This window comes from Actinoplanes regularis (assembly GCF_900188005.1).
Taxonomy (GTDB): domain Bacteria; phylum Actinomycetota; class Actinomycetes; order Mycobacteriales; family Micromonosporaceae; genus Actinoplanes; species Actinoplanes regularis.
In genome coordinates this window covers 45035-63719 of sequence record NZ_FZNR01000032.1, presented here as the reverse complement: position 1 = coordinate 63719, position 18685 = coordinate 45035, and the positions used below count along the sequence as shown (strand labels likewise).

The following is an 18685-nucleotide window of genomic DNA, read 5'->3' as shown; positions in this document are numbered from 1 at the left end:
GCGGAGAAGCGAAATACCGCGGTGACTATCTTGACCAAACTAAGAAACATCCGGAACCTTATGGGAGCGCTCCCGAACGACCCCCATCGATCCCCAGAAAGGGACGCGGACCCATGCGAAGATTCCTCGTCGCGCTCGGCGCCGCCCTGCTCGCCGCCACCGGAGCGGTCGTCGCCCTCGGCAGCCCGGCGTACGCGGCCACCGGCCTGCACGTCGTCGGCACCGACATCTACGAAGCAAACGGTTCCAAGTTCATCATGCGCGGCGTCAACCACGCGCACACCTGGTACACCAACCAGACCAGCTCGTTCGCCAACATCAAGGCCGCCGGCGCGAACACCGTCCGGGTCGTGCTCAGCGGCGGCCGGTGGACCGCGAACAGCGCGAGCGACGTCGCCAACGTGATCTCACTCTGCAAGGCCAACAAGCTGATCTGCGTCCTCGAGGACCACGACACCACCGGGTACGGCGAGGACAGCGCGGCGTACACGCTGGACCAGGCGGTCAATTACTGGATCAGCCTGAAGAGCGTGCTCGTCGGCCAGGAGGACTACATCTCCATCAACATCGGCAACGAGCCGATCGGCAACACCAACCCGAGCCAGTGGACCGCCGCCACCACCGCGGCGATCAAGAAGATGCGCGACAACGGCTTCCAGCACCTGCTCATGATCGACGCCCCGAACTGGGGCCAGGACTGGCAGACCGTGATGCGCGACAACGCGCAGACCGTGCTCGACGCGGACGCCCAGCACAACACCATCCTGTCGATCCACATGTACTCGGTGTACGCGCAAGCCTCGACGATCACCGCGTACCTGGACGCTTTCAAGGCCAAGGGCTGGCCGCTGTTGATCGGCGAATTCGGCTGGCAGTTCGACTCCAGCCAGGTCGCCGACCAGACCGTGATCGCCGAGGCGGTCAGCCGGGGCCTGGGATACCTCGGCTGGTCCTGGTCCGGCAACACCGACCCGATCCTGGACATGGTGCTCAGCTTCGACACCAACCAGAAGACCACCTGGTACAACCGGGTCTTCGGCGGGGCGAACGGCATCACCGCCACCGCCAAGCAGGCCACCATCTTCGGCACCAGCACCTCGTCGCCGACCGTGTCTCCGTCGCAGAGCTCCAGCAGCCCGTCGCCCTCCCCCAGCTCCTCCTCACCGTCCACCGGCAAGACCTGCACGGCGGCGTACTCGATCGCCGGCCAGTGGCCGGGCGGGTTCCAGGGCGAGGTCAAGGTCACCGCGGGCAGCTCCGCGATCAGCGGCTGGACCGTCACCTGGACGTACGCCAACGGCCAGACCGTCGCCAACGCCTGGAGCGCGACCGTGACCAGCAGCGGCTCGTCGGTCACCGCCCGCAACGTGAGCTACAACGGCAGCGTGGGCGCGGGCGCCTCGACGTCGTTCGGCTTCCTCGGCTCCTGGACCGGCACCAACTCCGTCCCCGCCGTCACCTGCACCGCCACCTGACCCTCCGCACCCACGGAGGCCGGGCCCGCGACGCGCGCCCGGCCTCCGGCCTTCCCACCTGGCACCACCAGCCCCAGGCTTGCGGTCCGCCTCAGCCCAGGCTCTCAACCATTTCCGCGGTACGACCGATGGGGCGAGTTCGGCGAACGCGGCATCCCCGAGACCGTCACCCGGCTCTCAACCATTTCCGCGGTACGACCGATGGGGCCCCGCCTCCAGGCCTCGCGGCCGAGCACCGTGCGGACGGGGTGGCTGGCATGACCCGAACCCCGACCCTGAACCCAAGGATTCCCTGCGACCCGGTTGGATCATCCGTCCGGCCGGGCGCGGTTGCTGGCGTCGCTGTACTTCGCTGCTGTACAGCAGCCACCGAATAGCTCCGCAGAGGTAGAACAGTGCTCGGCAAGATGCCGACCTCAGTCGGATCGAGATCGCACCACGGGCACGGGATTGAGTCCCTGATCAGCGAGTCGTTCGCGCACCAGGGCGGCGATGCGCCGCGAGGTCGCGGCATCTTCCGGCTCATCGATATCGGCGGCACTTTCAAGCGCGGTCACGACGAGGCCCCACTGCCGGGCCGACAGCCGCATCGCTTCCGTACGACCCGGTGTGGGCCAGCTCTGTAGGGCTTCGTAGGTGTCTGGCCAGTCGGGAAGTTGTTCCCAGCCCGCCTGACGGATACTCGCGCCCAGCTGTTCCAGCTCGGCCCACGCGGGGTCCTGTCCATCTTCTCGCCAGCGTCGCTCGCGGATGCCCTGGATCTCGTTGTCCATGGTTCCGTCGATGAAAGTCCAGTCGGCTACGTCCATGACCACCGGATACTCGGCCTGACCAGCAGCGTCCGTCATACTGTGATCATCCCGGCGGGTTCCGCCTTCGGATAGCAAATCGGAAGGTCGACGGCCCGGACCCCAACGGGGACAGCCGACAATACGGTGAGCCACAGAGCAACCGTTCCCCGAGTATTCGGTGGCAAGCCGCGAAGCGATGCGGCAGCGATCGCCGGAAGCAACAGCGGAGATCAGCCACGCTCAGCGATCGTCACGGCTTTGAGCATGTACGGCCGGCGCGCCGGCCGATGCCGGCCGCAGGCCGCCAGCAGGCCGAGCGCGGCCGGCCCGCGCCCGCACTCAAGAAACTCAGCGAATCTCTAGATCACTGACCGCTGCTGCACGACCCCGGAAGGCAATCAGTTCAGCGCCGGGAAACCGGTGCTGAACTGCTGTGACAGCGGGCCGTACGTTGCACCACGCGAACCACCCCACCACCGTCACCGGCGACCCGCTACCAGGGCGTTTGACCGGTTCGCGCCATGCCAGATCGCCGACCAGGAGCGACGGTTGACGCAGGACTTCAAGGTTGACGGCCGGTCACTCAGGCGGTCAACTCGCGAACAAGGCGCCCGCAGGGAACTGTCCCCGCTCCCGCCACGAGCCCTTGATCTTCGAGACGATAGCGCCCACCGCGGAGTCGAAGCGCCCGTCTTCCGGGCTGATCTCCCACGTACGCCTCGCCGGTCAGGTTGTCGGGGCGCTGTCGAGTACCTGCCGGATCTTCTGCAGCAGGTCGGACTCGGAGAACGGCTTCTCGACAAGGGTGACGCCCGGGTCCAGCGTGCCGAACCGAACCGCGCCTCAATGAAGGGCAGCTCCCGGAGGAGCTGCGACCCCAGTGGGCCCACCTGCTTCGTGTCTTCCCCGCCCGGCCTCAATGAAGGGCAGCTCCCGGAGGAGCTGCGACCACGTCGTTGCCGTTCGCGATGAACGTGTTCGTCAACGTGCCTCAATGAAGGGCAGCTCCCGGAGGAGCTGCGACGGTCGCCGATGTAGTAGGCGATCTCGTCCGGATCCGACGAGCCTCAATGAAGGGCAGCTCCCGGAGGAGCTGCGACCCGCGCCCCGGATCGACACCGCGGCCGGCCGGTGTATCGCGCCTCAATGAAGGGCAGCTCCCAGAGGAGCTGCGACCGATCCCGCCGCACGCCGACGTCCGCGACTGCCGCCTGCCTCAATGAAGGGCAGCTCCCGGAGGAGCTGCGACCACCCCACTCGACCGCGCCCGCCGCATCGCCGGCATGCCTCAATGAAGGGCAGCTCCCGGAGGAGCTGCGACTGAGTAGCCCGTCCGGGACCTGCCACCAGCCCTCGCCTCAATGAAGGGCAGCTCCCGGAGGAGCTGCGACCCGAGGACGGATCGTTCGGCGGCGACGAGGGCGGAATGCCTCAATGAAGGGCAGCTCCCGGAGGAGCTGCGACCGGGTTGTCGCCATCGGCGTTCCGGCGTGATTCTCGCGGCCTCAATGAAGGGCAGCTCCCGGAGGAGCTGCGACTTCTTCCACTCCTCGACGCCCTTGGAGCCGTCGCGGCCTCAATGAAGGGCAGCTCCCGGAGGAGCTGCGACCTACGACCAGGAGACCGCGCGCCGCCTCGCGTGGGAGTCGCCTCAATGAAGGGCAGCTCCCGGAGGAGCTGCGACACACGCAGCGGACCCTGGTCGTCGACCAGGCGAAGCCTCAATGAAGGGCAGCTCCCGGAGGAGCTGCGACTCCTGGGGCACCGTCCAGCGGATGTTTCGGCCCTGGATGCCTCAATGAAGGGCAGCTCCCGGAGGAGCTGCGACATCTGTCTGCCCGGCAATCGACACGCCGCCGCTCACCCGGCCTCAATGAAGGGCAGCTCCCGGAGGAGCTGCGACCTGGCTCCGTTGCCGCGGCCGTTCGACTGGAGCATGCCTCAATGAAGGGCAGCTCCCGGAGGAGCTGCGACCGGGGATCGGTTCGATCCGGGGGATCAGCGCCAGGTCGCCTCAATGAAGGGCAGCTCCCGGAGGAGCTGCGACGCTTGCCGGCCAGGGCCTCCCCGTCGTCGTCGGCCCAGGGGCCTCAATGAAGGGCAGCTCCCGGAGGAGCTGCGACAACGGCATCTACTCCCGCGCCTACCCCGGGGACGGGCAGCCTCAATGAAGGGCAGCTCCCGGAGGAGCTGCGACGGTCCGCCCGGGCGGCTCGCCGTTCGCGTCGGTGCCTCAATGAAGGGCAGCTCCCGGAGGAGCTGCGACACGGCCATCTCGAGCGTGGCCCGGCCAACCTTGACACCTGGCCTCAATGAAGGGCAGCTCCCGGAGGAGCTGCGACCAGGTCGCCGACATCCTCGCCCGCGCCGGCAACCCGCCTCAATGAAGGGCAGCTCCCGGAGGAGCTGCGACCGGCCAGGCCGAGCGCCTCCTTGCGGATGTCGAAGTCGCCTCAATGAAGGGCAGCTCCCGGAGGAGCTGCGACCGCTCGCCCAGGACGACGTGTACCCGCACGATGTGCCTCAATGAAGGGCAGCTCCCGGAGGAGCTGCGACCTGCTCATGCTCCCGCGCGGGACAGCACTGGTCGGTGCCTCAATGAAGGGCAGCTCCCGGAGGAGCTGCGACGCGGAGGCTTGGTCCTCACCGGCGATGATCCAGATGCCTCAATGAAGGGCAGCTCCCGGAGGAGCTGCGACGTAAGCCCACGGGTCATCCGGCGCGCGTTCGGCCTCGCCTCAATGAAGGGCAGCTCCCGGAGGAGCTGCGCCGCGAACCCATCCGCCTCATCGGACGGCTTCTTCAGGCCTCAATGAAGGGCAGCTCCCGGAGGAGCTGCGCCGGTGGACCACCACGCGGAGCGGCGGGCAGCGGCACGTGCCTCAATGAAGGGCAGCTCCCGGAGGAGCTGCGCCCAGTGATCATCGCGCGAATCTATTCAACACGCGCACCCAGCCTCAATGAAGGGCAGCTCCCGGAGGAGCTGCGCCGCGCCGTCGCGGACATACCCGCATGCAGCTGCAACATCGTGCCTCAATGAAGGGCAGCTCCCGGAGGAGCTGCGCCCGATCGGCTCGCTGATCCACCGGGGTGGGGAGAAGCCTCAATGAAGGGCAGCTCCCGGAGGAGCTGCGCCATCCTCGGCGACTCGGTGACCCGGCGCATGGTCGCCATGCCTCAATGAAGGGCAGCTCCCGGAGGAGCTGCGCCCTCGTACACGCCCCGGGACGCGGACCGGCCGAGGACGCCTCAATGAAGGGCAGCTCCCGGAGGAGCTGCGCCGGCGTACACCTCGACGACCAGCCCGCGGGCGGTGTCGCCTCAATGAAGGGCAGCTCCCGGAGGAGCTGCGCCGCCGAGCGCGTCGACCTCCTCCGCCACAAGGCCGATGCCTCAATGAAGGGCAGCTCCCGGAGGAGCTGCGCCCCCGGAGCGGATAGTGCGTGCCGGCTGCCGGGTCGTCGGTGCCTCAATGAAGGGCAGCTCCCGGAGGAGCTGCGCCCCGCCAGGTCGCCAAGCGGGTCAACTTCCTCCAGGCCTCAATGAAGGGCAGCTCCCGGAGGAGCTGCGCCCGCCGGATGGGTCGCCACCGTCAACGGCATCCCAGCCTCAATGAAGGGCAGCTCCCGGAGGAGCTGCGCCGGACAGCAGGTGCGACGCCTGGCTCTTGAGCCGTACGCCTCAATGAAGGGCAGCTCCCGGAGGAGCTGCGCCGGGAAGCCGCCGAGGCTGACCAGCGCAACGACGCAGCGCTGCCTCAATGAAGGGCAGCTCCCGGAGGAGCTGCGCCTGGGGCCCGATATTACCCACGCTGAGCTGGGATTCGGCACCGCTGTTGCGAAGGGTGTTGTGCGGCAGCTGCCCCACCCCGCCGCAGCGCCCTCGACCCGCCTGTCGGGAGGCCCGTAACACCTGCTCAGAAGTGCGCGAAGGGTGAGCGCTCAACGGCGGCACAACGGAGCCTTCGCACGTGGACTCGACTCGAACGATATTGCGGATGAGCGCACACGCTGCTGCCTGTTAGGTCACAGGATCGCCGGGCCGTGACCAGTGACCGGGCGGCTGCGTCCGATGACGTCGAGGGATCGGCTCCGGCTTTCACGAAGTGCGCCGAGGTTTCCGAAGAGCACCGAGTCGGTGGACTGGTCGATGAGGGCGATCAGCTGGGCTCGCAGCCGCACCAGCTTGGCCGGGCGGATATCCACGACGAAAACGCTGTACTGGACTCGGTCGCCGTATGATTCGAGCTTCTTGGCGACTTTTGTACGACGTACATCGTCGGCTACATCGTACGCGATGAGGTAGCGCCGGACATCGTCAACGCTCACCGGATTTTGATTCCTTGGTAGCGGGGCTGGGTGCCGTCGATGACACCGAGAACAAGGCGTGCCTGGATTTCCATAGCCCGCCGCCAGGTCACGTCGTAACCGAAGATGGGGTGGCGGAATTTCCCGGTGACACGACGTTCGTAGCCGGCGATCAGCGCCCTGCGCCCCCGCTCGCCAAGTCGTGTCGTGCCCAGGGCCGTCGAGAAGTCTCGGGTACGGAGTTCGCCGTTGTTGAACGCATTGATCACGACCGAGTCGGCGACCGGCGCCCTGAACTCCTCTACCAGATCGAGTGCCAGGGCGGGCTTGTTGCGGCCGCTGCTGTGCAGGAATCCCGCGTTCGGGTCGAGTCCACATGCGACGACGGCCCGTAGCGCATCCGCCGTGGCCAGGCCGTAGCAGAAGTTCAGGGCAGCGTTGACGGGGTCGCGGGCGGGGCGTCGGGTCCGGGTGGAGAAGGCCAGTTCTTCTGCATCGATGATCTTTGGCCTAATCATGGTCAGGAAGTTTTCGAAGTAGCGTGCCGCAGCTTCTCCTTCGATACCGAAGAGGTCGGTGAGTGACGGCGCGTCAAGGACATGCCGTTGCAGGGCACGTAGCCGGGCGACGACATCGGTCTCGGTGCTATGACGGCGCAGGAGTGTTGCCTGGTTGGCGATCTTCGCCGCGATGAACTGCCGGGCCAGATCGATGCGCCCGTTGTGGGACGCGACGTGCTGCAGCAGCCGGGGACCGCCGTTGGGCCCCTGGGCGGGTTGGGCCCATCCGGTGACTCGGCCGGAGCTGGTGCACCAGACGACGGACAGACTGCGCCACAACAGTTCTCGGATGAGTCCGCTGGAGAGGTCGACGTTGCCGTGCACCACGAGGCCCTGGACCCGTTCGATCGGGAAGGTGCCCAGCTTCTCGCCGCTCTTGCTCACCTCAATCCGACCCCGGTTGATGTACGCCCGCGAGCCCGCTGTCGTCAGGTGCAGAACCTGGGTGTCCGGGTCGGCGACGACGATGCGACGGGTGACCGGCTCCAGCGCACGCTCGTCGGGCAGGCAGACCGAGATGTGCGAGCATCGGGAACAGCGCCGGTCGTCCTCCAACGGTGGTGGTGCCTGGTCGGACGCGAGGGTGCGGGCGGTGGCTGTCGCCATCTCCCGGGCGAGCGCCTTGTCTTCGGCGGAGAGGATCACCTCGACCCGGGTTCTGTGGTTGGTGAAGTAGATCGCTTGTCCGGCTACCGGGTAACCCATGTCGGCCAGTGCCCCGGCTAGGAGCGCGACCTGAACTCGCATCGGCTCGGTGACTTCGGGACGTCGACGGATCGGGGTGGCTTTGTGCTCGACCACCGTCATGGCGGCGTCGTCGTCCAGCTCGACGGTGTCGCAGCGCCCGATCACGCCGAGGTCGTGACTGACCACGTCGACGGCCCGGTGCCTGCGGGAACGCGAACCCGCCGGGTCGTCGGCCGGTGTATGCGCCTGGATGCCGGCCGCCACCTGATGGGTGTCGGTCGCCTCGCCCATCGCCTCCAGCCAGGCACGGCGGGGGCAGAACGCATGATGGGCGACCAGGCTGATCGGGATCAGCTCAGACATCAGGACCGGCCGGTCTTCAGGATCGCGCCGCGCGCCGCCCGCCGTTCCGGGGCGCTGGCGCTGCCGAAGCGTCGTACTTCGAAGCGGACGACGCCGGTGACGCCTCGGGCAGCCAGCCACTCGCGAGCCGCCGTGCCGACGGCGGTGACGCCGTTCGGACCGGCCGGCCGGACGACGCCGCCGGGGGTGAGTCCGCTTTCGACGAACCGGGTGAGGTGGGCGCTGGCGGCGACGCTGCGGTACCGGGCGCTTCGCCACCGGCCAGACCAGACCGGCAGTGCGAAGTATCCGGCAGTGCCGCGTCCGAGGTGGGCGGTTGTTCGTGCGAAGTCGTCGCGGCGCAGCGCTATGGGGAGCTGCGAGATGCCCCAGAGCGCGCACCAGGCCAGCGCGTTGTCGGTGGGTCCGGGGTCGGCCAGACCGGTGGGCGTACGGCTCTGGGTGTCGTCCTTGCCGATCTCGTCGCGGATGTTATGGCCGCGCAACCCGTCGCTGATCAGTGCGGGGGTGCGGGCGGCGACCGCCGCGGCCAGCGGGCGGAGCCGGTTGCCGACGAACTCGGACCCCTGGTTGCGAGGTTGCATCTCCATCCGGCTGGCGCCGTCGTCCTGCAGCCGGTCGCCTTTGTGGTTCCGGCGCCAGTAGCTGGGCTCGCCGAGCGCGGCGATGAGTCGGAGGTCGAGTATCGCCCGCGCCCCGGTGAGCTGGTCGAGGACGTCGTGTCGCCGGTCCTGCAGCGAACGCCACCCGTCGATGTCGGCTATGACGCTGATCCGTGGGCTCATCAGCGCACGCTTCTCCGTGTCGCTGAGCTGCCGGTTCAGCCAGCTTCCGGCGTCGTCGAGCCGGGCGGCGTGCCGCTGGACGGCCGCCCCGATCGTCTCGGCGGTGGCGTTCACGGCACTGAGGACCGGCCGTGCACCCATGCCGGGAGTCCAGGACAGCCGCACGTCCCGCAGCCCCTCCTCCTCGGCGATGGCGGCGAGCCCGCACAGTGCCAGGTGCGACAGCATCATGTGCGGGTCGGCCCCGGTGAGCACGAAGTCGGTCATGATCCCTCCGCGGAGACTTGCCCGTCGGCGGCCCGGAGCAGCGCCTCCAGGTACGCGCAGCCCCACACCCCCCAACGCAGATGCGTACGTTCGATCAGTTCGTCCCACAGCCCCTCGTCGAACAGGGTGACGGCGGTTTCGCCGGGATGTCTGGTGAGGTGCCTGCTGGTGTGCGGGAAGCCGTGCCGGCCGTACCCGTGGCTGGTGCCGACCAGCCGGGCTGCAAGCTCCCGGTGGGGTTCCTCCAGCTCGGACAGCTTGTCCCAGGCTTCGACCACCGAGAGTTGTTCGTGGCGCCACCCGGCCGGTAGCCCCACCTGGGCTCGGAGTTCCCGGTTTCGGCGGGTGCTGCGCACCCGGCTCTTGGCCAGCGGCTCGAGCTGTGTCGAGCGGCCCCGCAGCAGGCGCTGGAACCGTTCGTCGATCTTGCCGTCGTCGTGGTGCAGACCAGCGTGGCTCAGCACGCCGATCAGCCCGGCGTCCAGGTGGAGTCGGTCGGCGACGATCCCGGCCCGGTCGGCGACCGCCCCGGCGTGCTGGCGCAAGGTGACCGGTTCCCGGCTCGGGGTCCAGGTCTGCCGCAGGTCCTCGTCGGCGGCCGCCCGGTGAAGGCCGACGACGAGTAGCCGGACGAGCCGTGGTCGGCCGTCTTGCGAGTCGTCCCAATGAGGGGTCAACTCAGCGGCGGCCAGCTGATCGTGGGTCAACCCGAGCTGCTTTCCCAGGTCGCTCAGCTGCTCGGTGAGGTCCTGCTCCGGATCGATGGCGTCGAGGATCCGGCGGTCGTCGTCCTCCCGTTCGGTCGGGATCCGCTCGATGCGGAACACGAACGTGCCGGCGTCCATGTCGTTGGCTGCTTCGAGCACGTCCACGGCCCGTTCGGTGCCGTCAGGGTCGACCACGTCCGTGATGAACAGGGCCTCGTCGGCGTCGACGACGAGCAGGTCGCCGGGGCGGATCCGACCCTCCGGGCGGGCGTCGCCGTTGGAGCCGGCCTGGCCTGCGGGGCGTTTTCCTTCGCCAGGAGGCAGAAAACGCGGCCGGTCCTCGGTGGGACGGATCAGGATCCCACCGGACTTCAGCCTTTCCCGAACCTTCGCCGCCTTCCGGATCGAGACCGGAAACACCTCGTGCTTGCGGGGCGGCAGAGCCTGGATCAGGCGTACGGCATCAGCGCGGTCAGCCGGCAGGGCCTGCCGCACCACGATCCCGAATTCGTGTTCGGGATCGTCCAGGTCGTCGCTGAGCCACAGGTCCAGGTCGTCCTGCCGGGCCGCGAGGTCGTCGCTGGTCCGGGCGAGGTGCCACGCCTGGGCCAACTCCAGTCGTTGCCACAGGTCCCGCCGCGCCGCAGGGACCGGAGGGCGGGGCTCCCGCAGTGCCCAGGGTGCCAGGCCGACCGGGTCGGCGAACCTGTCCACCAGCCAGGAGTGAGCCTCCGCGAGGTCGTTGCGGCCGTACGGCCCGGACCTGGCATCGGCGGCCAGCTCACCTGCGGGCACGATCACGGCCACCTCTGTCGCCCGCGACCCGAGCCGGTTGACCCGGCCGGCTCGCTGCACGATGGCTCCACCGGGTGCCAGTTCGGTCACCGCCGCGGCCAGGTCCAGGTCGACGCCGACTTCCAGGCTCTGGGTACTGACCAGGACGTCGACCGTGTCGTCGCCACCGATGGTGAGCAGCGTCGACATGGGCGGGCGCAACCGGCCGACGTCGTACGGTCGCATCCGCCCGCAGATCAGTCTCGTCTCCTGGCCCCGGCCCCGCAGTTCGAGAGCGACGGCCGTGGCCACCTTGACGCTGTTGACGAAGCAGCCGACCGTCCGGCCGTACTTCTCCCGCAGCCGCACTGCCTCGTCCGCTAATACGGTCACCCCGCTCTTGTGGGCTGGGCCAGTGCGCGGAATCGGCCACACCGGCAGCGGCAGTAGAGTGACCGGTTTCATCGCGGTCAACCGCTGCCGCAGCGCCGTGTCCACGTCCAGATCCGCCGGTTCGACGCCGACCGCCACCCCGGCATCAGCGCGTGGGGTGGCGGTGGTCTCCACGACCTGCAGGATCGGCACCCCGAGCGGTTCCTCGGCCACCTCGGCGAGCTCGGCGACCCGGCGCGCCGTCGTGACCAGCTGCTGTGACAGATGCGCCTCGTCGACTACAACCACCGAGTCGTACGCCAGTAACCCGGCCTCTCGTGGCCAGGCCTGCGCCCGCGAACCGTACCCGGACAACAGCAGCCGCGAGCCCCACATGTCCGGGGTGGCGCAGATTATCGCGCAGCCGACCGGGTCCTCCAGCCACTGCCGGGACGGAGGCGCGCCGCCACGCAACAGCGCGGTCGTGAGGGGACGGCCACCGATCGCCGTGCGCAATGATCCGAGAGCGCCCGCCATCCGGCCGAGCAGACTCCCGTCCTCGGCCTCGGCCAGCAGACCGGCAATCCGCTGGCCGTGCTCGTGCTGGTCATCGACCAGAGCCCGGCGGTCCACCACTAGGGCGAGCCGGCGCGGCACCCGGACCGGGTGACCGCAGGCCATCAACGTCACGGCGAACACGTGCACGTCGATTACGCTGGTCTTACCCGCGCCGGTCGGGGCGACCAACTGGTCCGGCCACCTCCCGGTGTGCAGGAGATGGTCGAGTAACCGCCGCTGCCAACGGAAGGGCCGGTGCCCATCCCGCACCTCCGCGAAGAAGTCGCCGAATTCGGCCCGGTCGACGGTCATCGGCCCATCCTCCGCGCGATGGCGACCGGCAGGTCCCGCGGGACGAGCAGGCCACCGCCCAGGTGCCGGCTCTGCCCGATGGCGGTGATCGTCCGTGAACCGGCAAGGTCACCGAGGTCGAGCACCGCGCGGTACGGCTGGACCAGCGTGTCCTGATGGACCTTGTGCACGTACTGGCCAAGATCGCTGCCCGCCACCCGGGATGCCGACCCGACCCGGATCCGTTGTCCGGCTGCCGCGGCGAGCGCCCGGTAGCGGGTATCGGCCCGTCCCGGGACGGTGAACTCCCGCCGCCACACCAAACCGGCCGACAGCGCGATCGCATCGGCCAGCGTCCAGGGGCCGCCGCGCGGCGGGCGGGTGTCCGGCACCGCGACCGGATCGGTCTGCCACCATCGTTGCGTGCCGGAGGCCGGTTCCGGCCAGAACTCGCCGGCGGGGACCTCCACCGGCGCCCCCAGCGAGAACGACCCGGACGCGACCCGGACCTGCTTGAGCTGTTGGGCCGCCATCCGCACCAGGGTGAGATCGACCTCGTCGGCGTCGGCTGGCAGCAGCACGGCCAGCGCGCAGCCACCGATGTGCGGGGTGTCCGGACCGAGGAAGTGGATCGCGCACCGGTTGGCCGGCCGCGGCACGCCGGGCTCGTAAACGCCGGTCAAGATCGCGGGCGCCCCGTCTCCTATGATCGCGACGAGCGCCCGGTGGGCAGCCACGGCGAAACGGACCCGCGATTCGGCCGGAACCGGGCCGGTCCGATTCATCCGGAACAGCAGGACCGATGTCCACGGCGTCGGCGGCGGGGGCTGCGGCGCTCGGGTATATCGGCCGAGGTCCAGCCCGCTCGTCACCACCGCAGGGGCGGCGACCTTCTCGCTAGAGCGGTGTGCGTCGCTCTTCAGCGGCGGCGTCTTCGCCGCGTCGGCGTGAGCCGTCTCCAGCGCATCCAGCCGGCCCTCGACCGCCACCGTCAGGTCCAGACCGTCTCCGGTGAACAGGTCGGCCTCCCTGTCCAGCAGGTGTGTAGGCTCCGCCTCGGCTACCGCCAGCAACACCGGCGACTCGCTGGTCCCCAGATACGGCACCTCGGGACAGAGCGCGGCCAGCGCCGTCACCACCGGTTCGGGCGGAGCCTGCCTCCACCACCAGGCGAACCGCCCGGTCACCGAGACACCCGTCACTGCAGGCTTTCCGGCCAGCTTCTCAGCAAGCGGGTTGCGGCCCTCCTTGACGATCAAACCCTCTTTGCGGTACGCGGTGGCGACGCCGCCGTTGTGCAGAGTGCCCGGGACCGCGACACCGTCGGGCGGGTTCTCTTCCAGCCAGCGCAACGCCTCGCGATCCGCGGCGCAGGGCCGCAGGTCGTCCCCTGCCGCGACGGCGCGCACCCCCTGCGCAGCCGCACAGACAAGTGCCGCATGCAGACGCGCCGGGGACGGCAGCGAGTCGACCTGCCCGGCGCCCACGTGCCCCTTGTAGACACCCAGCAAGGGTTCGGCGACGATCGCGAAGCTCACGGCTTGTCGTCCGCGTCGACCGCGCCGGAGAGGATGTCCGGGTTGCCGGTCACCCGCATCGCCAGGCCTGTCCACGACACGTCGGCGGCCTTCTCGGCATGGGCGAGCGCCTCGGACAGCAGCAGGTCGGCGGCGTCGATGCCGAGCGGTTCCACCTCCAGGAACTCGCCACCCCGCCGGTCGAGCCGCACCCTCGGTGATTCCGCCTCGACCAGGTCGCAGTTCGCCCGCAGGTAGAGCTCCGCATCGGAGCGGGCGAGCGCGTTGAGAGCCAGCGCGGCCAGCAGCGCCCGGCAGGCGGCGTCGCCCTCCGGGCCGGCACCGAATCGCATCTGCCGCAGGGTGGCGAAGGACAGCACGTGCGTACGGATGATCGCGTCGCATGCGACGCCGGTCAACTGGTCGAGAGTCGGCGGGATGCCACCGAGCCCCAGCGCGGACGCCGACTTCGTCTCACCCGGCTTGATCCCGCCGGCCGTCTTGACGATCGTGCTATGGGTGGACGGGCTCAGCTCCGCCTGTTGCCGGTCCGCCACCTCGGTCATCACCTTCTTACCGAGGTTGATCTGCATCCCGACCGGGTCGACCCGGGCCCCGCCCTTCAGCCCGGGCGCAGGCTTCACCAGAAGCCCGTCCGGGTCCCGAACCGCCGCCATGAAGCCGGCGATCTCACCGACCAGCGCGCTGCGCCAACGACCCTGCCGACTGCGGCGAGTCGCGTCCCAGCCCCCGAAGATCAGCGTCACCGGACTCGTCTCCAGTAGGGCCCGCGCGTTGGCCGGGCTGGCGTCCCGTACCGCCCGATACTCCGGGGTCTGCGTGGTGGGCGTGCCGTCGATCGTCCCCGCGCGGATGTGGCCGTCGAAGATCCGGTGCGGAAGCGTCAGGTCGTAGTAGTGCTCGACCGTCCCAGCCCGCTCATATGTCAGCCGTACGTGCGGCACCCGCGACAGCAGCGGATGGCCGTCCTCGATCGCCTGGGCCAGCGCCTGCTCGGCCCGGTTGAGCTGCGACTGCTTCGAGTCGATCAGCACCGCGTACCGGCTCTCGTCACCGAGGAAACGCTGCTCGTACGCGTACACCCCACGCTTGTTGTTGCTGTTCGCATCAGCGAACTTGGCCGGCGCCACCGACGCGTGCCGGCCACCGGCCGGCTCCAGCACCGTCGTCGACGTCAGACAGCTCGACCCACCGGCCGCCCCGGCAGCCAGCAACACAGCAAGATCCAATGAACCCATTCGAGGTTCCCTTCATATGCAGAGTTCAGGGTTTGCGTCGGCTTCGACATCAGCTGATACCGACGGTGGTTTGCCAGGACCGGGCCATTACCTCGTCGGTGGAGAGCGGACTGGCTGGGTGGTGGGTGAGGCAGAGCGGAGTTCGGATCTTGCGGAACGGCTGGCCTTCGACCGCCACATAGAACTCACCGCTCGTCAGGCGGGAGATGTCCGGCACGTCGCCGCCCTTGAAATGAGCCATCTCTCGGGCCGCCTCGATGTGCACCGGGGCGTTCAATAGCCCGAAGACCTGCGTCGCCGCGTTCCCCGGTATCTGGTTGTGCAAGCCCTTCGGCGCCTGCGTGGCGAAGATCAGGCCGAGGCCGTACTTGCGGGCCTGCGAGACCAGCATCAGGGTGCTGCGCGTACACATGGTGGTCGAACCGGAGGGGGTCAGCGTCTGAGCCTCGTCCATCACCAGCAGGCCACCCAGCGGCCGATCCCCGGCGGGATTGCGCTTGATCCATGAGAACAGCGCCATCTGGAGTCTGCTGACGAAGCTCTGCCGCTTCTCCTCGCTGGGCGCCCGACGAAACTGATGACTGAGACACGGGCCCGCTTACCCGGTGCCGGACTCAGCAGAGTTCCCGGGTCGGCCGGGTCGCCCGTTCCCCCGAAGAGTGGATCGTTGATCCGGGCGGCGTCGAGATTCTCCGCCATATCGGCGGCGATCACCGCCGCGCCAGCCAGTTCGCTCACACCTTCCGGCAGGTCCCGCAGCAACGCGATCAAGCCGTCCAGACTGCTGCGGTCACCAGTCCGGCCGTAATGCCGCAGGACCTGCCGCAGCACCGCCTGCCCCCGCATCGCCTTCGCTGTGGCGGCGGCGACCTGGGCGCGCGGCGCGAGGGCGTCGACCGCGCTGTCGACCGCCAGGGTGAACTCGTCGGGGTCGTCACTCACCTCACCGAGGTCGGGCAGGGGTTGGAAGGTCAGCGGCCGTCCACCCTCTCGGCCCGGTGTCCACACCACGACCTCGACCGCATCGTGATAGTCGGCTGCCGCCTGGGCGTCACCGCCTGCCCACCCCCGAGGCTCACGCGGCCAGGCGTCACCGAGGCGGGCCAGGTCGTTGTTGGGATCGAGCACGATCGCCGAGACACCGAGCAGGGCGCACTCTTCCACCAGCCGCCGGATCAGGACGGTCTTGCCGGAACCGGAGCCCGCGAAGATGGCGGTGTGTTTCCGCAGTGCGGTCAGTTCGACGTGAACCGGGTCGCCCGTCTCGCAGTCGTCGCCCACGCGCAGATACACCCCACCCGGAGTGTCCACAGCCTCCTGCGGTGGCCTCTGCCGCGGCACGTCCGCCGGGTCCGCAGAGTCTGACTCGTCTCGGGTCGCGCCGGCTGCGAGCAGGGTGAGGTCCTGCGGCACGTCTGCCGGGTCAACGGGGTCCACGGTGCCCGCGTCCGGGTCGTTGCCGTCCAGCATTTCGCGTCCGGCGTCGGCGAGAGCGGCCTTTAGTAGAGCCGTACGTGACGCGGGCCGCCGCTCGATCAGCCATTCCGATAGGCCGTCCGACTCCTCGGCGAGGAGTGTTCGCAGCGCCACCAGGCTGCGCAAGTCGTTCTCACCGAGCGGCAGTGTCTGGCCACCAGCCGCGACGAACTCCTCGACTGCCTTTCGCCGTCCGGGGCTCTTCGGCCAATCGTCGTTGCGGAGGATGTATAGCCGGCGCTGGGCGACGCCGCTGGCCAGACCAGCGGCGACACACGCGTTGCGTAGCCGTGCCAGTTCGGCGTTGTAGTGCTGTGCGGCGATGGCCCGGAACGCCCAATGCGCCTCGTCTCCGGTCCGATCGTCCAAGGTGCGCCGCAGCCGCGCGTGCAACACCGGTTTGCGAGTCGGAATCGTGTCCTGGGTGAAGTCGTCATCCGGGTTCTCTCTGACCCAGGCGTCTAGACCCGCGGCCAGCAGGGCGGGCACCTCGGCGTCCTCGTTGGCTGGATCGAGCAGGCCGCCCACCGGTGCAGCGGCTCGCAGCGCGGCGTACCGCTCGTCCAGGATCTCGAGTGCCGGACGGCCCGCCGGAGCGGGACCCGCAGTCGGCGCCTCGGTGACCGTGCCGAGGTGCGTCAGCTCGGTCACCGTACCGCTCTGCACGCACGAGCGGATGTGCCGCTCGACGTTGATCAGCAGCTGCCGGGGAGTGAAGTCGACGGCGTCGTCGAACGCCTCAGGCCGAATCGGCCAGCTGGCGTACGGTGGCACGAAACCCGTTTCCGCGTAGTGCGCTGTCAGCCGACGCTCGATCAGGGCCCGACCTGTCTCACGATCCGGTATCGCCTCGAGAGGGGAGGCCTCCCGGAACCGGTCTTGCACGGTGTCGACGGCATTGCCCTTGATCACGGCCCACGAGACCGGCAGCAACGCCAGCACCGACACCGTGCGCCGGGTCAGTTCGCGCAGTTCCATCAGGCCGCTCGCCACCCGGTCGAGCTGAACGGCCGCGGCCCAGCCGTCGGCGCCGCCGCCGCGACCGTCCGCGGAGGTATGGCTCCTGTTCGCGACCTGCGCGATGAGCCCGTCCACCTGGTCCACTGCGACGACCGACGGCCCAGTGAGCGACAGCAGACGAGAGACGTCCGATACCAGATGCTGCGGGAACCGCTGGGCGGGCCGGATGCCCCACGCGGCCCGCTCGCCGACCTCGGCTTCCTCGCCGGCGAGCAGGTAGGACATCGCCACGTCCTGCGCCCGCGCGTCGCTACCGGCCAGTAGCGCCAGAGCGCGGGCCGTGTCACGGCTCCCGATGCCGATCTGGCGGTTCAGCCGGCCCAGCGCCGCGACGAACTCGTCCAGGCGGTCGGGTGTCAGCGGAACACGCCCCGTCACCGCCATGCGGGTCACCACCGGTAGGCCCAGCAGATCGACGAGACGGTTCAGGGACAGGTGGAGCTGGGTCGAGCCGTCGTCGTCGACCGGCTGGTGCAGCCCGTCGACGACCGAAGCCGCCACGCTGCCCCAGAATGCGTCGGCATCCAGGAGGCTGACCAGAAAGAAGTATCCGCCACGCAACTGGATCAGCTCGCGAACCCGGCTGAGCAGGTGCGTCTTGCCAGCGCCGCGTTGGCCCCGCACCACGACACCGGTCGGGCTGCTGTCCGGGCTGGACTCCGCGCGGTCCACCGCATCGAGGACTTCGGCGAGCACACCAGCGTGCAGACCGTCGATGTGGAAGCGTGTCTCGCGCCAGACGTCGTTACGGGTCGGTGTGGAGTGGAAGTGCAGATGCGCGAGCGCTTTCAACGCGTCCGCGGTCATGAGACCTGCATCGCGATCGCGTGCTTGGGCTGATCGCCGATCACCACGGCGGCGTCTCGGGAACGCCGATCGAGAGTCTTTTGATTCGCCTCCGGTACCAGGGTCACGCCCGGCTTGCGGTGCAGTCGGCGTAGCGCCGCGTCGACGTCAGCCCGGATCAGATCCCCTACCACGTCACGGAGATCGGCCAGACTGACCAATTCCCCGGCCTTCGGAGCGATCATCTCGTACGCGGCGCGCACCCGCTCCTCCACCTGCGGCCCTCGCTCCTGCACCTCCTGCTCGCCGACTGGCGGTTCCACCACCGTCCTGTCGCTGCCACAGTTCACGAAGTCGCCGAGACTGAGCTGTCGCGCGGTCAGATAGCGATCCCACCGCCGGAGTACGGCGAACAATGCCCCACCGGCAGCACCGGACCGCGCAGGCGCTGATCCGGAGGCGAGCTCGGCACGACAGTGTGCCCAGCCCTTGTCGCTCAACGTCAGCACCAGTCTGCCCGAGTTCCGCTCGACCTCGACCAGCTTCAAGCTCACGAGATGGTCGCGCTGCTCGCGTTTCAGATAGCAACCATGCTCCCTTGCCAGAACGGCATTCGGGACCGGACCGGCCTCGGCAAGCAGAATGAAAAGCACCGCTGTCTCAACCGTCGTCAACGGCTTGTCAGGCAAG

11 protein-coding genes and 1 CRISPR repeat array are annotated in these 18685 nt (G+C 69.0%); of the genes, 1 reads left to right on the top strand and 10 read right to left on the bottom strand.

Translation table 11 applies throughout. From position 1 onward, the window contains the following. The first annotated feature begins 113 nt into the window (after positions 1-113). Positions 114-1475: a cellulase family glycosylhydrolase gene (locus CHC09_RS41735; protein ID WP_089298806.1), complete on the top strand. Its 1362-nt coding sequence runs from the start codon at positions 114-116 to the stop codon at positions 1473-1475. A gap of 416 nt (positions 1476-1891) precedes the next feature. Here the strand turns inward: CHC09_RS41735 and CHC09_RS41730 are convergent, their stop codons facing one another. The 10 genes from CHC09_RS41730 to CHC09_RS41690 form a co-directional block, all read right to left on the bottom strand. Next, complete coding sequence (locus CHC09_RS41730) at positions 1892-2323, bottom strand: hypothetical protein (protein ID WP_089298805.1); 432 nt, start codon at positions 2321-2323, stop codon at positions 1892-1894. A 783-nt stretch (positions 2324-3106) separates the two neighbouring features. Further along, a CRISPR array of direct repeats spans positions 3107-6056; the repeat unit is 36 nt; unit sequence GCCTCAATGAAGGGCAGCTCCCGGAGGAGCTGCGAC. Positions 6057-6291: 235 nt separating this feature from the next. Further along, complete coding sequence (gene cas2, locus CHC09_RS41725) at positions 6292-6594, bottom strand: CRISPR-associated endonuclease Cas2 (RefSeq protein ID WP_089298804.1); 303 nt, start codon at positions 6592-6594, stop codon at positions 6292-6294. After that, on the bottom strand, positions 6591-8183 hold the full coding sequence (locus tag CHC09_RS41720; protein ID WP_089298803.1) for a CRISPR-associated endonuclease Cas4/Cas1: 1593 nt from the start codon (positions 8181-8183) through the stop codon (positions 6591-6593). The genes cas2 and CHC09_RS41720 overlap by 4 nt, the downstream gene beginning before the upstream one ends. Then, positions 8183-9235, bottom strand: a complete 1053-nt coding sequence (locus CHC09_RS41715; protein WP_089298802.1) for a hypothetical protein — start codon at positions 9233-9235, stop codon at positions 8183-8185. Before CHC09_RS41715 ends, CHC09_RS41720 begins: the two co-directional genes overlap by 1 nt. Further along, on the bottom strand, positions 9232-11958 hold the full coding sequence (gene cas3g / locus CHC09_RS41710) for a type I-G CRISPR-associated helicase/endonuclease Cas3g (protein ID WP_089298801.1): 2727 nt from the start codon (positions 11956-11958) through the stop codon (positions 9232-9234). Before cas3g ends, CHC09_RS41715 begins: the two co-directional genes overlap by 4 nt. Beyond that, the gene (gene csb2 / locus CHC09_RS41705) at positions 11955-13475 is read right to left on the bottom strand and encodes a type I-G CRISPR-associated protein Csb2 (RefSeq protein WP_089298800.1); all 1521 of its coding nucleotides are present in this window, start codon (positions 13473-13475) and stop codon (positions 11955-11957) included. The genes cas3g and csb2 overlap by 4 nt, the downstream gene beginning before the upstream one ends. Continuing rightward, complete coding sequence (gene cas7g / locus CHC09_RS41700) at positions 13472-14713, bottom strand: type I-G CRISPR-associated RAMP protein Csb1/Cas7g (RefSeq protein ID WP_089298799.1); 1242 nt, start codon at positions 14711-14713, stop codon at positions 13472-13474. The genes csb2 and cas7g overlap by 4 nt, the downstream gene beginning before the upstream one ends. 49 nt (positions 14714-14762) lie before the next feature. Beyond that, positions 14763-15233 carry an ATP-binding protein gene (locus CHC09_RS48785; RefSeq protein ID WP_307833955.1) on the bottom strand — a complete coding sequence of 157 codons (471 nt, stop codon included), beginning with the start codon at positions 15231-15233 and terminating at the stop codon, positions 14763-14765. After that, positions 15167-18016 carry a helicase HerA domain-containing protein gene (locus tag CHC09_RS41695; protein ID WP_307833956.1) on the bottom strand — a complete coding sequence of 950 codons (2850 nt, stop codon included), beginning with the start codon at positions 18014-18016 and terminating at the stop codon, positions 15167-15169. Before CHC09_RS41695 ends, CHC09_RS48785 begins: the two co-directional genes overlap by 67 nt. Next, a complete protein-coding gene (locus tag CHC09_RS41690; RefSeq protein ID WP_089298798.1) occupies positions 18013-18684 on the bottom strand; it encodes a hypothetical protein in 672 nt (223 codons plus the stop codon). The genes CHC09_RS41695 and CHC09_RS41690 overlap by 4 nt, the downstream gene beginning before the upstream one ends. Between the last annotated feature and the right edge of the window lies 1 nt (position 18685).